The organism is Mucilaginibacter sp. 22184, from assembly GCF_052045695.1.
GTDB lineage: Bacteria > Bacteroidota > Bacteroidia > Sphingobacteriales > Sphingobacteriaceae > Mucilaginibacter.
Window position 1 is genome coordinate 1,082,893 of the sequence record NZ_JBQEPI010000001.1, and the last position, 18,464, is coordinate 1,101,356.

Consider the following 18,464-nt stretch of genomic DNA (forward strand, 5'->3'; position numbering starts at 1 on the left):
CCAACCCCCTGAAGGGGGAGCGTTGGATGTGCAGATTATAGATGTGCAGATATGCAAATGATCAGAAAAGCAGAAGATAAAAAATCTGCACATCTGAAATTTGCACATCTGCGCATTTTTTTGTTCCCTCTTCAGGGGGTTAGAGGCCAAACCAATTCGCTTTCTGTAGGTTATGTTAATATTATGGCTAAGAAACCGTTATTGGAATTTACCGACCGGGGTATTTACTGCGCCCGGGGTAAATTTTATATCGATCCCTGGAAACCGGTTACCGATGCCGTGATCACCCATGCCCATGCCGATCACGCCTATCCCGGGCATAGGCATTATTTGGCTCATCACCTGTCAAAAGAAGTATTACTTTATCGCCTGGGCGAAATTCAGCTGCAAACCGTGGAGTATGGCGAAACTGTGCTGAAGAATGGCGTATCTATTTCATTGTACCCCGCAGGCCATGTGATCGGGTCGGCGCAGGTGAGGGTGGAATACCAGGGTGAGGTTTGGGTAGTATCCGGCGATTATAAAGTGGAGGACGATGGTATTTCGACACCATTTGAACCGGTAAGGTGCCATCACTTTATTTCGGAATGTACCTTCGGTATGCCTGTTTATACCTGGAAGCCGCAGATGCAGATATTTGACGATATCAATAATTGGTGGCGCGATAACCTGCACAATAATAGGGCTACGGTTTTGGTAGGTTATTCCTTAGGTAAAGCCCAGCGCATACTGCAAAACCTCGACCTGTTTAATGGCAAAGTATACACCCATGGCGTTATTGAAAATACCAACGAGGCTCTGCGCCGCAATGGCGTATTGTTGAACCCAACGGAGCGGATCACTCCCGATTCTGTTAAGGAAGACGTGCGAAAAGGAATTATCCTGGCACCGCCATCATCGGTAGGTACGCCCTGGATGCGGAGGTTTCAGCCCTATAGTTTTGGTTATTGCTCGGGCTGGATGGCCATTCGCGGAGCCAAGCGCCGCCGTGCTGCCGACAGAGGTTTCGTACTGTCTGATCACGCCGACTGGAACGGCCTCATCAGCGCCATCGATGCTACCGGCTGCGAAAGCGTTTACCTTACCCATGGCTATACCGCCACATTTGCCCGGTACTTAAATGAAATAGGCTTCGACGCTCACGAAGTGCACACCTTGTATGGGGTAGATGAGGAGGAAGCCTCACCCCAGCCCTCTCCAGGGGAGGGGGAGCAGGAAAATACCGGCAATGGAAACGATAAAAATGAAAGTAAAGTTCTCTCTTCCGATAGCTATCGGAATGGAGAGGATCCGATGGCTATCGGATTAGATGAGGCTGGAGGCTCTGTCTCATGAAAGCCTTTGCCCAACTCTTCCTCTCGTTAGATGAAACCAATAAGACCAATGAAAAGGTCAGGATCCTGAAAGACTATTTTAATGCGGTGCCCGATACCGACAAAATGCACATGCTGGCCCTATTCACCGGGCGCAAACCCAAACGGCAGATCAACTCCACGCTGGTACGCACCTGGGCCATCGAAGCATCAAATATCCCTGCCTGGCTGTTTGAGGAAAGCTACCATGTGGTAGGTGATCTGGCCGAAACCATGGCCCTGCTGATGCCCGAAACCGCCAACAGCAGCAATAAAACCCTCACGGAGTGGATAGCCGAGATCAACGCTTTAGCTGATAAAACCGAGGCCGAAAAGAAGTTATGGCTTATGGAATCATGGGCCATGCTGGATAGCCAGGAACGTTTTGTATTCAATAAGCTGCTTACCGGCAGCTTTAGGGTTGGTGTATCCCAAAACCTGGTGATCAAGGCCCTGGCCGATGTAACGGGATTGGAAGCCACCGTTCTTACACACCGTGTTATGGGCAGCTGGATGCCCGAAACTTATACCTACAGTCAGCTGGTAGAAGAGCAGGATGCCGATTTGAACATATCACGCCCGTATCCCTTTTTTCTGGCTTATCCCATACAGGAAACATCCGAAAAGCAGAAAGCACCTGCCGAGGTTGGCGCTGCACTGGGCGCCGCCGCCGACTGGCAGGCCGAATGGAAATGGGATGGCATACGTGCCCAACTTATCAAACGAGGGGGCGAAATATTTATCTGGAGCAGGGGTGAAGACCTCGCTACCGAAAAATTTCCGGAGTTGCATCCCTTTTTAAACGCCTTGCCAGATGGTGCTGTAATTGATGGCGAGATCCTGAGTTTTCAAAATGGCCAGCCCATGCCTTTCAATGTGCTGCAAACCCGCATCGGGCGTAAAAACCTGAGCAAAAAAATACTGGAAGAGAGTCCGGTTGCGGTAATTGCTTATGATTGCCTGGAATACAAGGGCGAGGATATTCGCTATAAAACCCAAACAGAACGCCGGGTCATATTGGAGCAATTGCAGGCTGCAACGCCCTATTCGGAGGTATTTCGGATTTCGGCACTCATCAAATTTGATAACTGGGATGAGCTCGGAAGCATCCGGGAGCAATCTCGCGCCATGATAGCCGAAGGTATTATGCTGAAACGCAAAAGCGCAGCTTACCAGGTGGGCCGCCGCCGGGGCGACTGGTGGAAATGGAAGATCGACCCGTTGTCGGTCGATGCCGTGATGATCTATGCGCAGAAAGGGCACGGCCGCCGGGCCGATCTGTATACCGATTACACCTTTGCCGTTTGGGACGGCGATAAACTGGTGCCCTTTGCCAAAGCTTATTCGGGACTTACAGATGCCGAGATCAACAAGGTTGATTACTTTATCAAGCGTAACACCATCGAAAAGTTTGGCCCCGTACGTACAGTAAAACCCGAGCTGGTGTTTGAGATTGGCTTTGAGGGTATTAACAAATCAAGTCGGCATAAATCGGGCATTGCGCTGCGTTTTCCAAGGATATTGCGGTGGCGGCATGATAAGCCTAAGGAAGAAGCAGATACGCTCGAAAGTTTAAAGGCCCTCCTGGGTGAGTGATAATTTAATATCAGATCACGTAATTAATTCATTACTTTGCTGTATAAAATATAAACAGAAAAGGATGATCACTATCAATAACTATAACGAGTTTGAGGCGCAATTAGGTAACGAACTGGGTGTGTCCGACTGGCACACCATCACCCAGGAACAGATCAATAAATTTGCCGATGCCACGCTTGATCATCAATGGATCCATACCGATCCGGAAAAAGCCGCAACCGAAAGTCCTTTCAAAAGCACCATCGCCCATGGTTACCTTACCCTGTCGCTTATCCCGTACCTGTGGAAACAGGTGGCCGATATCCGCAACCTCAAAATGGAGATCAACTACGGCATCGAGAACCTGCGTTTTGCCCAGCCGGTGCTGGTGAATGATAAAGTACGATTGAAAGTTAAACTCTTTAACCTCATCAACCTGCGTGGCGTTACAAAAACCACCATGTCGGTTGTATTGGAAATTGAAGGCCAAAAGAAACCCGCCTTTTCCGGCGATGTGGTTTTTCTGTATCATTTTAATGAGTAAGAGCCAGATTTTAATTATTGAATTAGTGAATGAGGCCGGGACATATTTAGCTGCTTAATTGCCGTTGTCTCGATTCCTGATTCTGATATCTTGATTTTATTCCTTTCCCCGTCAGCAGATAAGCTTCGGGCGAAAGCGGGCAGAACCATGCAGGCCGGTGCGGTTGCAGGGGCACAGCAAGTTTTGCAGAAGCATAGGGATTGCGTGAACGCAGTCGGGCAAATAATTGCAGCCCGTGGTTCTGTCGGATTTGCAGGGCAAAGGCTTTGTGCGGCAAAGAAGCATTTCTGGTGACTTGATTTTTTGGTTACTTTTGTATCAAGACAAAAGTAACAGCCTTAGCGGCAATTGAGCGCTCTACGACAGACATCTTCCTCTGCATAGTTTGCGATTGCTTCGTTCCTCGCAATGACGCGTTTGTATATTATAATCCCAATGCCATAAAAAGCCCCTCATAAACCCGGGCATCAACCCTATCATTACATTTGTGTTTATCATCATTATGGACACAAAGAAAATCCGTTTAAGCGTGCTGGATCAGTCGCCGATAAGAAAAGGCGCCACTGCCGAACAGGCCGTAAAAGAAACCATCGAATTAGCAAAATATACCGAAAAGCTGGGCTATACCCGTTACTGGGTTGCCGAGCATCATAACACCGGCATCCTGGCGGGTTCAACGCCCGAAGTGCTCATAGCCCACCTGGCCGGACAAACCCAGCGCATGCGGATCGGCTCGGGCGGTATCATGATGCCCAATCACAGTACCCTCAAAGTGGCCGAAAACTTCCGGATGCTCGAAGCTCTTTTTCCCGGTCGTATCGACCTGGGTATGGGGCGCGCGCCAGGCACCGATCGTATTACCGCATCGGTGCTTAACCCGTCAAACCAGTTCAGGGAAGATGATTTTGTGGAGCAGCTGACCGATCTGAACAACTATTTTCATGATACCTATGAGCCCGGTACTATACAAGCCCGGATAAGGGCTATCCCGCAGGTAAAAACCGTGCCCGATAAATGGCTGTTAAGCTCAAGCGGACAAAGCGGTTTGTTTGCCGCGCACTTTGGTATGGGCTTTTCCTTCGCGCATTTTATTAACCCAAGCGGTGGTCCGCTCAATGTGAAGTTGTATCGCGAACGTTTTCAGCCTTCAGACGATCTGGCGGAGCCTATGGTTAATGTAGCCATATTTGTTTTTTGTTCCGAGGATGAAGAAAAAATAAAACAACACCGGGCTGTAATGAGTCATCGGTTTTTACAGTTTGAAAAGGGCGGCCCCATTGTGCCGCTAAGTTATAATGACGTGAAAGATGTGGTATATGACGCGAGCGAGCAGGAGCGCATCAGGCAGAACAGCTACCGCGTAATTACCGGCAACCCCATGGAGATCAAGAAAAAACTCACCTGGCTGGCCGAAGATTATGACGTGGATGAAATTATGGCTGTAACTATTACCGAGCATTTTGAAGATAGGTTGGAGTCTTATAAGCTGTTGGCTCAGCAATTTGAATTGTAATAAAAAAAACTAACTATTGTCATCTCGAACGAGGTACGAGGAGAGATCTTATACGCCGGATACATCAGCTGCAGAAGATTTCTCTTCGCCCCTTACTCAACCCTACACACTTGCTCATCGAAATGACAGGGTGAAAAAGGGCTTGGAGCAAAACATACTACCGCACACTCTTCCCCGCACCTTCCCCAATAAAAATTTTCTCTCCACAACACACACAACCCCCTTTTTTGCGTTAAATAAGTATCATTCCGAAACTGGAAAAACTTTATTTGGGTTTTAATCGTATCTTTGGAAAGATTATAAATAACATTCAAATTCTAATTTATTTAACTCAGTGGTAATTATTATATTCTTTATAGCGCACTGGTTTTTGTCGCTATTCTTCCAAACGTTCTTTTTACACAGGTATGCTTCTCACAAAATGTTCACTACCAATAAGTTTTATGAAGGGGTGTTTTACCTGCTTACCTATATTTGCCAGGGCTCGTCGTTTTTAAACCCGCGGGCTTATGCCATTATGCACCGCGAGCACCATGCTTACAGCGATACCGAGAAAGACCCACATTCGCCGCACTTTTTTAAGGATGTTTTTCAGATGATGATCTACACCTCCAAAAGTTACAGTATGCATGTAAAAAGGTTGTCGAACCCGGAAGAGCGTTTTAAAGGAAATATACCCGAGTGGCGCTTTGTTGACTATGTAGGTTCATCTATGGTATCGCGCATATCATTCGGGATATTGTATATCGCTTTTTACGTGGTATTTGCCACACAATGGTGGATGTACCTGTTAATTCCGATCCACTTTTTAATGGGCCCAATCCACGGCGCCATCGTAAACTGGTGCGGCCATAAATACGGTTATGCCAATTTTGATAATGGCGACAAATCAAAAAATACTACCCCGTTTGACTTTTTAATGCTGGGCGAACTGTTCCAGAATAATCACCACAAACATCCCAACCGTGCCAATTTCGGCGCCAAATGGTTCGAGATCGATCCCGTTTACCCGGTGATGAAACTGATGCACTGGATGCGCATTATTAAGCTTAGGAAAGCATATTTGTAAGCTAAAAGTCAAAGGCAAAAAGCTGAAAGCGAAAAATAAGATCTCCGGATATTTACTTTTCGCTTTTTTTGTTTTATAGCTTTAGCCTGAATAGCTTTTCTCTCCACGCGTCATTGCGAGGAGGAACGACGTGGACAACCGACCGGAGGGAGTTCATTAATGCCCTTAAAAAATAACTAACACATTAATAATCCCCTATATGCAGAGCGTCTCTGTAAGTTGGGGATTGCCACGCTATGCTCGCAATGACGGAGTTTTTAAGAGAGCTCAACACAAATCCGGTGAGTCTCATCCCCAAATTCGGCCTTTCGCTTTCAGCTTTTCCCCGTATATTTGCCGCTCATAAAATTCATATTTCCAATGAGTATCTCCGTATTAGCTCAAAACCTCCACGGCTCCGAAATTATCAAAATAGCGGCCGAGGTGAACGAATTGAAAAGACAAGGCCAAAACATCGCCAACTTAACTATTGGCGATTTTGACTCCAATATTTACCCCATCCCAGCCGAACTGAAGGACGGTATAGTAGAAGCATATAACCAAAAGCAAACCAATTATCCCCAGGCCGATGGTATGCTGAACCTGCGCCAGAGCGTTTCGGCCTTTTTAAAGAAAAGCTTTAACCTGGATTACTCGGCAAATAACGAAATACTGATCTCCGGCGGTTCACGTCCGCTTATTTATTCTACTTTCCTGGCAGTGGTTAATCCTGGCGAAAAGGTGGTATTCCCTTTGCCATCATGGAATAATAACCACTACAGCGATCTGTTGAACGCCCAGGCGGTAATGATACCAACACGTGCCGAAAACAATTTTATGCCTACGGCCGATGAGATCCGCCCACATTTAAAAGGAGCGGCATTGCTGGCTTTATGTTCTCCATTGAACCCAACCGGTACCATGTTTGGCAAAAAGGATCTGGAAGAGATCTGCGACCTGGTAATTGCCGAAAATAAAAGCCGTGCAGCCGGCGAAAAACCCTTGTACCTGATGTATGATCAGATCTACTCGCAGCTAACCTTTGGCGAACACAAACACTTTGACCCAGTTACGCTGCGCCCCGAACTGAGGGATTATACCATATTTATTGATGGTGCTTCCAAATGTTTCGCCTCAACAGGGGTAAGGGTAGGCTGGGGCTTTGGCCCGGCCCACGTAATTGAAAATATGAAAGCCATTGTGGGGCATATGGGTGCATGGTCGCCCAAGGCCGAGCAAATGGCCATGGCGGGTTTTATTACCAATGCCGCTGCTGTAGATAATTACCTTACCGATATAAAAGCCAAGATCCAAGCCAGCCTGAATACCCTGCACGAGGGTTTCCAGAGCTTAAAAGCCGACGGATTGCAGGTAGATTCCATTGAGCCGATGGGTGCCATTTACCTCACACTAAAAATTGATTACGCGGGTAAAACCACGCCCGATGGCGCGGTGCTGAAAGATTCGGCCGATATCAACTTTTACCTCATCAAAGAAGCAGGGGTAGCCCTGGTGCCGTTCTCGGCCTTTGGTACCGGCGATGACGTAAACTGGTTCCGCGCTTCGGTAGGTACCGTTACTCCGGATGACATTCAGCAGTTGATACCACGACTTAAAGCCGCTCTGGAAAAATTGAAATAAGTATTCATTGATATAGATAAAAGGCCATCATGCATGCATGATGGCCTTTTGGGTTTTCTTTCCTTTTCCACACGTCATTGCGAGGTACGAAGTAATGACGTGTGGATGTAGCGTGTTTTTATGTTAAATTATTTTACAAATAAGAAAATGAAACTTATCTGAGTGAAAATTGTTGATTATAAAAACAATATAAACATTCACTATGAAAAAGTTAAGTTTAATGATGATGTTCGTGCTGTCGGCATGGATGTTCCAGGCATGTAATAACGGTGCCAAAACCGACAGTAAGGAAAGCGCAGACAGTGCAAATCATACTAAAGACACAACCACAACCGGCGCTACAGGCATAGCGGTTGACCAGGGCGATGCCAAATTTGCCACCGATGCCGCAAATGGTGGTATGGCTGAAGTAGCCGTAGCCAAAGTGGCCGAACAAAAGGCGATCAATCCGCAGGTGAAAAAATTTGCCGAAATGATGGTAAAAGACCACAGCAAAGCCAATGAGGAATTGATGGGCATAGCCAAGATCAAAAACATCACGCTGCCTGCCGAACCAAGCGAAGAAAAGCAAAAAGAATTGAAAGATCTTTCGGCTAAATCAACAACCGATTTTGACAAGGCCTATGTAGATGCTATGGTTGATGGGCACAAAAAAACAATAGCCATGTTTGAGGATGCTGCCAAAAATTGTAAAGATGCCGACCTGAAGGCTTTTGCTACCAACACTTTACCGGTAATAAAAGGTCACCTTACAGAAATAGAAGCCATTAAAAAAGGTTTGAAATAGATGTGCAGATATGCAAATGTGCGGATGTGCAAATGATTTCAGATGTTCGATTTCGAATTTAGAGCTTAGGGTTTAGAATTTAGAGATTGCATCACCACCACGGCCCTGCTTGCTTTGAAAAATGCAAGCGGGGCCGTTTGGTTAAAGGAAACAACCGGCATAAAAAACGGCTGTTTGGTATGCAGTTCATTAACGATCAATAATCTAATACTTTTTAAAGTTTTTAAAATAGATTAAAGTCGAGTGGGAATTTGTTAAAAGCGATGGTATTGGATAAAATCCGAACTGTTTTTACACTGTTTTCGATAAGAAATTTGTTAAAATTCAAGGTTTAAAAAGTATTTTTGAGACATACGTTGTTTGTTTCTTGTAATAAGCTAAAAAACTAAATAAACAAAAGCTTTGGGCCTTTGGCTTTGAGCTTTCAGCCCACGAATAATTATCTATCTATGTCATCAAAACCAATCGTTACCGGCCTTATGGCCTACGGCATGTCGGGCCGGATATTTCACGCGCCATTTTTAACCACCAATCTTGGTTTTACCTTTAAAGCGGTTGTTGAACGCCACGAAAAAAAGGCCGGGAAGGTTTATCCCGATGTGATCAGCTACAATACCACCGATGAGTTGCTGAACGACGCCGAAATTGAACTGATCATCGTTAACACCCCCAACAATACCCACTTTGATTATGCCATACAGGCCCTGAACGCGGGTAAACATGTGCTGATCGAAAAACCCGCGGCAGTAACATCGGCAGAAGTAAAAACCTTGTTCGATCTGGGTAAGAAGCTGAATTTGAAGGTGATGATCTACCAAAACCGCCGGTACGATAGCGGCTTTATATCGGTAAAAAAAGTAATTGAAAGCGGAAGACTGGGCGAACTGATCGAGGTGCATTTTAGGCTGGACAGGTACCGGATGCCTATCGGTCCTAAGGTATTTAAGGAAACCAAAGATACTCCGGGAAATGGACTTACCTATGATCTGGGCGCGCACCTGGTGGATAATGCCATCAGTATATTTGGCAAACCGCTGAGCTATGTGAAAACAACGGCTTCGCACCGGCCGGGCTCGCAGGTTGATGATTATTTTAATATTCACCTTTCGTACCCCAACCAGCTCAATGTATATTTAACCTCGGGCTTACTGATAGCCGAACATTTGCCTGGTTTTGTGATCCACGGTACCTTGGGTAGCTTTGTAAAATTGCGTACCGACGTGCAGGAGGCACAACTGGATGCAGGCATGATGCCAAATGAAGAAGGTTTTGGTATTGAACCCGAAGGCAGTGAAGGTAAACTGGTGCTGATGGGGGCCGATAATCACAAAACAGTAGAGTGGGTACCGTCAGACAAAGGTAATTATAATGGTTTATTTGAGGCCGTTTATCATACCGTGCGTGAAAACGCGTTGTTCCCTATAACAGAAGAGCAGATAGCCTGGCAGCTGGAATTGCTGGAGAGTTAAAAATATCGTAAATATGCTTAATGAAATACTATATTAATCTAATGAAAAAGATATATCTGTTCCTTTGTTTGCTTATCGCGGCTGGCTGTACACAAGCCCAAACCTTAGGCGCTAATACCGGCATCCCTCCGTATCATATATTAACTACCGATAGCGTATATGTTACCCCGGCCAACCTGAAAAAGAACAAGCCGGTAATGCTGATCTATTTTTCGCCAGATTGTGGCCACTGTCAGCATTTGATGTATGATCTGAAACCGCAATTGAAAAATCTGCAGGATGTGCAGATCGTACTGATCACTTTTGTTACTCAACTGAAAGCCATACAGGTTTTTCAACGTGATTTTGATCTGGCTAAATATCATAACATCACCATAGGAACCGAGGGGTATACTTACCTGGTGCAGAAGTATTTTCAGATAAAAAATACGCCTTTTATTGCCATTTATGACCGCAATGGCAAGATATCAAAGACCTACGATAAGGTACCGGTTATCCCGGTATTGGTAGCCTCGGCTAAAAAAGTAGTTTAACTTTCAGATTTTCTGAACCATGATTGTAGGATTCTGGGATCACCTTGATTAAATACAGATAATCCTTAAATCTTTTAATCATGAAAATCATGGTTCAGAAATCCTCACATCATCATCACTGCTGCTGTTGCATGATCTCCATATGCCGCTGATAGCTGTTTTTGGCGGGCTCGGTTACTGGTTGCAGAGGAGCAGTTTCCTGAATGGTATGGTTATCATACGCGGGTGAGTTTTCATCGTCAACCGTTACAGCAACCTCCAGTTTATGCCCAGATGAACCTTTGTACACACCTTTTACCGGCGAGCAATCCGGAAAGCTGCGGCCAACGGCCAGGCGCACATGAGTTTCGTTAGCTATACAGTTATTGGTAGGATCGATACCTAACCAGCCATAATCAGGGATATAGGCTTCGGCCCAGGCATGGGTGGCGCCCTCGCCCCGCATGGCGCTACTGTGAGTGCAAATATAGCCACTTACATAGCGTGCCGGTATTTTAAGCAGGCGGAGCATCACCATTAAAATATGGGCAAAATCCTGGCAAACACCAGCCTTCAATTGCCAAACCTCGTCGAGCGTGGTTTCAACGGTGGTAACGCCTTTAATGTATTCAAAGTTCTGATACACGTACTGGCAAAAACGGAGAGCTACCTGATAGGGTGTTTCGTCTTTTGATCTTTCCTGTTCTACAATAACCTGTAGCTCCGGCAGTCCTTCAAAGTATTCCTGCTTTAAAAAATCAATATAAGGCACCATGTATTGCAGGCGTTTTAAATCCTCCCACTGTTGTTCGGGGAAAATGTCATTCACGGGTAGCGGGCGTTGCCGGGTGATCACATCAAGTTTAGAGCTGATGAGTAACTGGGAATGCGGCTCGCTATAGGTAAAGCTGCCTACTTCGTTACCATAATAGTCAATATGGGTGTCAACAACCGGGTTGCCGGTAATTTGCAGTTCCTGCTTTATTACATCCTGATACTCATCCTTTATCGGAAAAAGGATGATCTGGTTGGCGCTGTCGCGTACCAGTCCTTCATAGGTGTATTTGGTTATATGTTGTATTTTAAACTCTGGCATATGGTTAATTATGAATTGGCAAAATAGTATTCATTTAGAGAGTTACCTACACTGTACAGTTCGTTCCTGATCTGGGTCAGGAATCCATGCAGGCCTTCCTGTCTGATGCTGCGTACCGAACTATATTTAATACGGCTCTGCAACCTTCCTATCTGGAACGACATTTCGCGATAGGTGTCCACATTGGTATCGTTTTTCAACCTGTCAAAATAGCGTTGGATATTATTTACCGAATAAATAACCGATCGCGGGAAATCATTGTTGAGTACCACCTGTTCCAGGATGTTCTCGGCCTCAAAACCTTCGCGATAGGTTTTGAGGTACAGCTCATAGCCGCCTAATGAAAGCAGCAGGTGTTTCCAGTAAGTAGTATCAGTAAGCAGGTTGGGATTGTCACTCACCGAACTGAATTTGGTATCCAGGATGTCGACCGACTGTATGGCCCGTTCCAGGTATTTGCCGATGTTCATAAAACTGCGGCCTTCGCCGCGCTCCATCGTAATTTCGACGGTACCGTAATAGAGCATCACCTGTTTTATTAAAACATCCAATACGCCAATCGGGTCTTCCCGCTGTAAGGCGCGTTCTATCCGCGGGTCTTTTACGGTATGATAATACTCGTTAAGGCACTGCCACAGATCCTTGGTGATGTGCTCCTGCACGCCGCGGGCATTTTCACGGGCCAGGGTAATAATATTGAGTATGGAGTTTGGGTTGTTTTTACCAGTTACCATATATTTTAAAACAGACCGGCTATCGTTGTCCAGCGTGTCGGCATCAGTCTCGTGCAAACCAACAAATATCCTGATCACCGGTTCCCAGGTAAATTCCTGTACGGTATCCTGCGATGAGGCATAGTTTATTTTGAGCATTCGCAGCATGCCGTCGCTGCGCTCAATGTAACGGCTTAACCAATAAAAACTTGCTGCAACCCTGCTTAACATATGTGTCTTTTTATTTCGGATTTCGGATGTTCGATTTCGGATTTATTTTAATGATTTATTGTGCCTGATGGGTTGCGGAGTTTAAATTACGAAAGTAATGGACTGCCACTAAATTCGAAATCGAACGTCCGAAATCTCAAATCAGGCGAGCACCCAGGTATCTTTACTGCCGCCGCCCTGTGAGCTGTTTACTACCAGTGAACCTTCTTTAAGGGCCACGCGTGTTAATCCGCCCGGCACTATCTCAATGCCGTCGGGCCCGTAAAGGGCATAAGGGCGAAGGTCGACCCGGCGGGGTTTTAACAGGCCCTGCATATAACAAGGCGCCGCCGAAAGGCTAATAGTTGGCTGGGCAATAAAATTGCGCGGATCTTTCAGGATCTCTTTTTTATAGTCGTCAATTTCCTGTTCAGATGCGGCATGACCCATCAGCATACCATAGCCACCGCTACCATTGGTTTTTTTAACCACCATGTTATTCAGGTTTTTGAACACATGTTCACGTTCATCAGGGTTGCCCAATTGGTGGGTGGGTACGTTTTTCAGGATCGGTTCCTCGTTCAGGTAGTAACGTATCATATCCGGAACGTAAGCGTAAACCGCTTTATCATCGGCAACGCCGGTGCCAATAGCATTTACAATAGCCACATTGCCTTTGCGGTAAGCGCCCATGATGCCGGCAACACCCAGCATGCTTTCGGGGTTAAATACCAGCGGATCAAGATACTCGTCGTCAACCCGGCGATATATCACATCTACCTGCTGCAGGCCGGTAGTGGTTTTCATGTATACCTTATGGTTATTAACTACCAGGTCTCGGCCTTCTACCAGTTCAACGCCCATCAAACGGGCCAGGGTAGTATGCTCAAAATAGGCCGAGTTATATATGCCCGGACTTAGCAATACAATGGTTGGGTTTGATATTTGCCTGGGCGAAAGCGCCAGCAGGTTCTTGTACAATATAGTTGGATACTCGGTTACGCTGCGAACCCCGCATTGGGGCAGCAGATCCGGAAACAAACGCTTGGTGATCTCCCGGTTCTCCAGCATATAGCTTACTCCTGATGGGGTGCGCAGGTTATCTTCCAGCACATAAAAAGTGCCGTCCTCATCACGGATCAGGTCGATGCCAGATATGTGTACATAGATATCATAGGGCACTTTAAGCTGGTACATCTCCCGCAAAAAATGCGGACAGGAGTAAATAATATCAATGGGCACTATGCCATCCTTTACAATAAACTGGTTGTTATATATATCTTTCAGGAACAGGTTAAGGGCGGTAAGCCGTTGTTTGATGCCTTTCTCTACAAAAGCCCATTCACTGGCGGTAATAATACGGGGGATAATATCAAAAGGGAATATCTTTTCGATACCCTCGCCACTGTTGTAAACGGTAAAAGTAATACCCTGGCTCATGAACAGGCTTTTGGCCAGCTCTTCTTTTTTGTTCAGATCATCGGCCGATTCTTTTGAAATGTACTCGATAACTTTCAAATAATGGTCGCGAACATTGCAATTTGTACCATACATTTCGTCCCATACGCCGTTAATGGGAGTGTATTGATTAAAATAAGCTGATTCTTTCATGTAAAATTGCCATAATTATAAATTTATCAATCAGTTATTTTTTATAAAATGTAATTTATGAAGTGTTTTATTAAAAAAGCAAAAAAAATGTCAAAAAAATCCAATTATTTATATAAATAATTCATTTTAAGTAAATTTTAATAAATTATTGCTTTTTATTTAAGATGATTTGTTGCTTTTGACTGAAAAATGGTGAACTTGTTAATTTGAAAGAATAACTAAGGGAATCTTATCTTTATACTTTTATAAATAAAGATGGATTTTAAGATCACTTTTCCGGCTGGCTATAACGAAACCAATGAACTTGATGACAATATCGATATTCATATTACACTTGAAAATGGTAACGTGTTTGTAGCTACACTATTTACGCTGGCAAATATTCAAAGATTAATGGCACAATCCGGTTCGGCCAGTTTCTGGGCATCTGATATGATCATCGCGGCAAACCTGAGCCACGAAGGTATCAGAGATACGATACAGGAAGTTATTGACGATGAGTATCTGGAACATGCCTGCACTCATATTGGCAGGATAGAAAAGCGGTATGCAGGTATGTCCTTTGATCAAGTTCCTGATATGGCCGATGGTTATAAGCTTATTGGCAAACAAGGCTGATGATCAGGGGGATGATATAAAAATCAATAGACATTTGTCTTAATCCCCTCAGGGTCTCCTGAAAGAGACCCTGAGGTTGTTTCTAAACCAGTTTATACCTCAGGATCCTCTGCGAGAGACCGTGAGGGGACAGTAAAATCATTTTTAATTCCCTCCCCACGGGAGGGGCGCGTAGGACAGGTGTAATGGGAGGGTGGGGTTTCTGCGTGCAATGACTATTCTGTTTCATAAACCCCTTCCTCCCCTTCCCGAGGGAAGGAATCGCACAAGGCTTTGGCTGTTTTGATGATGCCATGCTCCGTCGAAGTATGGTGGGTAGGCCTCTGCGCTCCACCCCTCAACGGAGCTCAGGGTGACAACCCTGTTTTTGTGATGTTATTGATGTGCTATATCTACTCATGTGCTATTACCAGAAAGAGGTTTTATCATCAATCGAATTGATGTTCATAGGTATTTTGTTATCTATGGATTAACGTTAGACCTGTGATATTGATGCAAAAAGTGGGTTTACACATTTTTGCCTAAAAAATTATTAATTAATTGATTATCAGTAATTTAAATCGACGTAAACCCAAAAAAGTGTAAACCATGTAAACCCACTTTTTTGCTAATAGAGCCTATTCGTCCAACCCCGAATGATACATTAATTCGTGGCTGAGTATCCGGATAAGTCAAATAAAAAAAAGAGGCTGATCATGATTAATGATGTAGCCCCTTTTAGCAATATATTTAGGTTGAAAAATTTAAACCCGGATATAGATCTTCTTTTTATCCAGCAACCAGCCCACGCACCAGCAAATAAGCATATAGCTTATGGCAAATAGCAGCGAGCCGATAGCTCCCGGGGCTATTACCTGGTAAAGGGAAGTATTGATCCAGTCGTAAAAACTGGTTCCTTTTACGCTGAGCATGTAAAAGAATATCACCAGTATTTCTGACAGTACATAAATGGGTAATGGGTTTTTGCCCAGGATGGTGAAAAAGCGTGTCCAGTTGCCCTTGTTCCAATTGTTGATCTCCAAGGCGTAAACAAGGAATGATAGGATCACCAGGTCGAGCCCGGTGGTTACCAGTACAAATGAGCTTGTCCACAGCTTTTTGTTGATCGGGAATACCATGTTCCAGCATAAGGCCAGAAAGATGAACAGCGCGCCGGTAAGCAGCATTTTTGCTATGGTATCATAACCCTTGCCTTTTTGCTGTATGAATTTACCTGCGTAGTAACCAATAACCACGTTCACTATAGCAGGCAGCGTGCTCAGGATACCTTCGGGATCAAAGGCTATTTTTTCGCCATGATACATGTGGCTGTCGCCCAGGATGAATTTATCCAGGAATATGCCCGCATTGCCGGTCATGCTTAGGGGATCATTCGGGTCGCCAAAAACCAGCAGCAAGATCCAGTAGCCAATTAATAACAGTACAGATAGAATAACAACCGACTGCTTTGACAGAAAATGGATCATGAGCGAGGCGAAGCAATAGCATAAAGCTATCCGCTGCAATACGCCCATAATGCGGGTATTTGCAATAGGAGATAAGGAAACATGACCTCCCTTAAAACTAAAGAAGGGAAACCAATACATGAGATAGCCTATCAGGAAAATGAGGAGGGTGCGTTTAAATATTTTACCTAAAACAGCCGTATTGCCCAGTTCCTGGTAGCGTTTCATGGAAAAACTCATGGCATTGCCCACGGCGAATAGAAATGAAGGGAATACCAGATCGGTAGGGGTAAAGCCATGCCAGGTAGCATGTTCAAGTGGCGAGAAAGGGGCCGCGCCACTACCGGGCGTATTTACAATGATCATGAAACAGATAGTCATACCACGAAATACATCCAGCGACAGAAACCGCGTTGATGATTTATTCATAATTTATTATTTAGGTTTGGTGTGCTTAAAAACAGGGGCGTGATAAGCAATTGGTTAAAAAAGCTTACCAGGCGGGGTTAGCCCGGTAAGCTTTAGCTGAATTTTTATTAATAACCTGCGTTTTGTTTAAGTACAGGACTGCCGCCACTTGCACTTAAGTCAATTTGCCTTTGCGGGATAGGATAGTAATCATTTTTACCTTTAACATACTTTCCGCTCCTAAGGTCGGTAGTAACGGTGTTTTGGTATTTAAAATAGTTATTCAGCTCGGTATCGGCAATGCCCCACCTAACCAGGTCAAAAAAGCGGTGCCCCTCCATCGCTAATTCAATTTTGCGCTCAAAATAAATGGCTTTCAGAGCGAATGCCTGGCTGGAAAATGCCCCACCTGGATATGGGCTCACTTTATAATTAGCCGCCGGTGTATTTGTAAAACCCTTGGTTGGATTTGCAGGATCGATGTAGGTATGTACAAAGCCAATTGGATTTGCAGCCCTGTTACGCACCTGGTTCACATAATCTTCTGCCTTGGCCAGATTACCCTGCTGGGCTTCAACTTCGGCAGCCATTAAAAGCACATCGGCAAAGCGGATCACATTATAATTAATGGCCGAGCCTGGTGCCCAGGAGTGGTTATCGCCATCGGTATTTTGTGTCGCGTTCCAATAAACATTTTTTATTGGCGAGTAGGGGCCTGCATAGCTCTGATCCCGAACCCACGAGTCGCCCGGGTGTATACCCCAGTCAAGGTATGGAATACCGCGACGGCCCGCTGTCCAATCCAAACGGGGGTCGATATTACCGTCATCTGGTGTAAAGTCGTCAGATGATGACAGGTGCATATCATTTTTTATAGCGTGACTGTTAAAATCATCCAGGTAAGGCAAGCCGTTATTATCGGTACGGAAGTGGTTAACCAGATCGGCAGATGGCTGATAAAAACCGCAGCATGGGAATGGGCTGTCTGTGCCATAAGGGAAGTTCAGCATATCGCCATTGTTGGCATTGGTGGGGCCATCCGGGTCAACATTAGCTGCCATTTGTATAGCAAATACCGCTTCTTTTGAATTTTCTGTTTCTGGTGTAAAATTGTCATCAAACTTGTCGTTTAAGCCATATTTAAGGCCGTTTGAAGTAACACCATTCTGAATAACATCGTCAAACACGGTTTTTGCCTGTGGGTATTTTTGCTGATATAAGTAAGCTTTTGCCAGGTAAGATCCAGCTGCCCATTTATTGACCATGCCTACGCTTGATTGTGTAGCCGGCAGGTTCTTATAAGCAAAGTCAAGGTCGGCCTCTATTTTCGACCATACATCGGTATTGTTAGGCTGATTAAAATTGGTGGTCGTTTCGTCGATATAAGGCACATTTTTGAAGATCTTCCGCAGATCAAAGTAGTAATGTGCTCTTAAAAAACGGGCTTGCCCAATGATGTTGGCTTTTTCGGCATCAGTAAGGGTAGGTACCTTGGCTACTACCTTTAAAACAGTGTTGGCCCTTGAAATGCCTTCATAATCGGCCTTCCATTTACTGTTGTAAAAAACGTTGGTAGGGTCGCTGTAAAATTGCATGATGGGTTCAATCTCAGATACGTCGCCCGCTATACTGCCTTTATTCGCATCGCCGCCGGCCACGCCACCTAAAACCCAGTTATCTGGCGAGGTTTCCCAGGGATTGCCACCGCCTATGGCCGATGTGCCTGCCATGCCGTCTAAAGCGGCGTAAGTACCTACAAGCAGGCCATTAACGCCATCCTTTGTTTGGAGCAGAGGAGATTCCAAGGCCCCCAACAACGGCTTATCCAATGATTTTTTACATGAACTAATTGATATGGCAAGAGCCATACTTAAAGCGATATATATTTTTGTTCTCATTGTAATCGTGCTTAATGATTA

Annotated in this window: 15 protein-coding genes; 10 read left to right on the forward strand and 5 right to left on the reverse strand. The window is 45.0% G+C overall.

Features of this window, described 5'->3' with window-relative positions; all coding sequences use genetic code 11:
• Positions 1-57: 57 nt before the first annotated feature.
• The 9 genes from ACTJKG_RS04655 (at position 58) to ACTJKG_RS04695 (ending at position 10,465) form a co-directional block, all read left to right on the forward strand.
• Positions 58-1,335, forward strand: a complete 1,278-nt coding sequence (locus tag ACTJKG_RS04655; protein ID WP_371742427.1) for a ligase-associated DNA damage response exonuclease — start codon at positions 58-60, stop codon at positions 1,333-1,335.
• On the forward strand, positions 1,332-2,948 hold the full coding sequence (locus tag ACTJKG_RS04660; RefSeq protein ID WP_440738486.1) for an ATP-dependent DNA ligase: 1,617 nt from the start codon (positions 1,332-1,334) through the stop codon (positions 2,946-2,948). Before ACTJKG_RS04655 ends, ACTJKG_RS04660 begins: the two co-directional genes overlap by 4 nt.
• A gap of 64 nt (positions 2,949-3,012) precedes the next feature.
• Positions 3,013-3,474 carry a MaoC family dehydratase gene (locus ACTJKG_RS04665; protein ID WP_440738487.1) on the forward strand — a complete coding sequence of 154 codons (462 nt, stop codon included), beginning with the start codon at positions 3,013-3,015 and terminating at the stop codon, positions 3,472-3,474.
• A gap of 502 nt (positions 3,475-3,976) precedes the next feature.
• On the forward strand, positions 3,977-4,987 hold the full coding sequence (locus ACTJKG_RS04670) for an LLM class flavin-dependent oxidoreductase (protein ID WP_440738488.1): 1,011 nt from the start codon (positions 3,977-3,979) through the stop codon (positions 4,985-4,987).
• 334 nt (positions 4,988-5,321) lie between these two features.
• Positions 5,322-6,056 (forward strand): acyl-CoA desaturase, encoded by a 735-nt coding sequence (locus tag ACTJKG_RS04675; protein ID WP_172334005.1) that lies wholly within the window; start codon positions 5,322-5,324, stop codon positions 6,054-6,056.
• Positions 6,057-6,416: 360 nt separating this feature from the next.
• A complete protein-coding gene (locus ACTJKG_RS04680; protein ID WP_440738489.1) occupies positions 6,417-7,676 on the forward strand; it encodes a pyridoxal phosphate-dependent aminotransferase in 1,260 nt (419 codons plus the stop codon).
• 202 nt (positions 7,677-7,878) lie between these two features.
• Positions 7,879-8,463: a DUF4142 domain-containing protein gene (locus ACTJKG_RS04685; protein ID WP_440738490.1), complete on the forward strand. Its 585-nt coding sequence runs from the start codon at positions 7,879-7,881 to the stop codon at positions 8,461-8,463.
• 449 nt (positions 8,464-8,912) lie between these two features.
• Positions 8,913-9,932: a Gfo/Idh/MocA family protein gene (locus ACTJKG_RS04690; RefSeq protein WP_440738491.1), complete on the forward strand. Its 1,020-nt coding sequence runs from the start codon at positions 8,913-8,915 to the stop codon at positions 9,930-9,932.
• 41 nt (positions 9,933-9,973) lie between these two features.
• Positions 9,974-10,465, forward strand: coding sequence for a TlpA family protein disulfide reductase (locus tag ACTJKG_RS04695; protein WP_172334001.1), 492 nt, complete (start codon positions 9,974-9,976; stop codon positions 10,463-10,465).
• Between the two features lie 115 nt (positions 10,466-10,580).
• Here the strand turns inward: ACTJKG_RS04695 and ACTJKG_RS04700 are convergent, their stop codons facing one another.
• The 3 genes from ACTJKG_RS04700 to ACTJKG_RS04710 all read right to left on the reverse strand — a co-directional run bounded on the left by ACTJKG_RS04700 (position 10,581) and on the right by ACTJKG_RS04710 (position 14,074).
• On the reverse strand, positions 10,581-11,540 hold the full coding sequence (locus ACTJKG_RS04700; protein ID WP_172334000.1) for a transglutaminase family protein: 960 nt from the start codon (positions 11,538-11,540) through the stop codon (positions 10,581-10,583).
• An 8-nt stretch (positions 11,541-11,548) separates the two neighbouring features.
• Positions 11,549-12,484, reverse strand: coding sequence for an alpha-E domain-containing protein (locus ACTJKG_RS04705; protein ID WP_172333999.1), 936 nt, complete (start codon positions 12,482-12,484; stop codon positions 11,549-11,551).
• Between the two features lie 141 nt (positions 12,485-12,625).
• Positions 12,626-14,074, reverse strand: coding sequence for a circularly permuted type 2 ATP-grasp protein (locus ACTJKG_RS04710; RefSeq protein ID WP_172333998.1), 1,449 nt, complete (start codon positions 14,072-14,074; stop codon positions 12,626-12,628).
• 255 nt (positions 14,075-14,329) lie between these two features.
• On the opposite strand from ACTJKG_RS04710, the gene ACTJKG_RS04715 reads away from it, so the two are divergent.
• The gene (locus ACTJKG_RS04715; RefSeq protein ID WP_440738492.1) at positions 14,330-14,692 is read left to right on the forward strand and encodes a hypothetical protein; all 363 of its coding nucleotides are present in this window, start codon (positions 14,330-14,332) and stop codon (positions 14,690-14,692) included.
• Positions 14,693-15,435: 743 nt separating this feature from the next.
• Here ACTJKG_RS04715 and ACTJKG_RS04720 read toward each other — a convergent pair.
• Together ACTJKG_RS04720 and ACTJKG_RS04725 are read right to left on the reverse strand one after the other, a co-directional pair.
• Entirely contained in the window at positions 15,436-16,566 is a 1,131-nt protein-coding gene (locus ACTJKG_RS04720) for an acyltransferase family protein (protein ID WP_440738493.1), read from the reverse strand.
• Between the two features lie 107 nt (positions 16,567-16,673).
• Positions 16,674-18,443, reverse strand: a complete 1,770-nt coding sequence (locus tag ACTJKG_RS04725; RefSeq protein WP_172333995.1) for a RagB/SusD family nutrient uptake outer membrane protein — start codon at positions 18,441-18,443, stop codon at positions 16,674-16,676.
• Positions 18,444-18,464 lie beyond the last annotated feature (21 nt).

Coding starts and splice junctions, on each gene's coding strand:
- ACTJKG_RS04655 (WP_371742427.1), top strand. CDS start 58: ATGATCAGAAAAGCAGAAGATAAAAAATCTGCACATCTGAAATTTGCA.
- ACTJKG_RS04660 (WP_440738486.1), top strand. CDS start 1,332: ATGAAAGCCTTTGCCCAACTCTTCCTCTCGTTAGATGAAACCAATAAG.
- ACTJKG_RS04665 (WP_440738487.1), top strand. CDS start 3,013: ATGATCACTATCAATAACTATAACGAGTTTGAGGCGCAATTAGGTAAC.
- ACTJKG_RS04670 (WP_440738488.1), top strand. CDS start 3,977: ATGGACACAAAGAAAATCCGTTTAAGCGTGCTGGATCAGTCGCCGATA.
- ACTJKG_RS04680 (WP_440738489.1), top strand. CDS start 6,417: ATGAGTATCTCCGTATTAGCTCAAAACCTCCACGGCTCCGAAATTATC.
- ACTJKG_RS04685 (WP_440738490.1), top strand. CDS start 7,879: ATGAAAAAGTTAAGTTTAATGATGATGTTCGTGCTGTCGGCATGGATG.
- ACTJKG_RS04690 (WP_440738491.1), top strand. CDS start 8,913: ATGTCATCAAAACCAATCGTTACCGGCCTTATGGCCTACGGCATGTCG.
- ACTJKG_RS04695 (WP_172334001.1), top strand. CDS start 9,974: ATGAAAAAGATATATCTGTTCCTTTGTTTGCTTATCGCGGCTGGCTGT.
- ACTJKG_RS04700 (WP_172334000.1), bottom strand. CDS start 11,540: ATGCCAGAGTTTAAAATACAACATATAACCAAATACACCTATGAAGGA.
- ACTJKG_RS04705 (WP_172333999.1), bottom strand. CDS start 12,484: ATGTTAAGCAGGGTTGCAGCAAGTTTTTATTGGTTAAGCCGTTACATT.
- ACTJKG_RS04710 (WP_172333998.1), bottom strand. CDS start 14,074: ATGAAAGAATCAGCTTATTTTAATCAATACACTCCCATTAACGGCGTA.
- ACTJKG_RS04715 (WP_440738492.1), top strand. CDS start 14,330: ATGGATTTTAAGATCACTTTTCCGGCTGGCTATAACGAAACCAATGAA.
- ACTJKG_RS04720 (WP_440738493.1), bottom strand. CDS start 16,566: ATGAATAAATCATCAACGCGGTTTCTGTCGCTGGATGTATTTCGTGGT.
- ACTJKG_RS04725 (WP_172333995.1), bottom strand. CDS start 18,443: ATGAGAACAAAAATATATATCGCTTTAAGTATGGCTCTTGCCATATCA.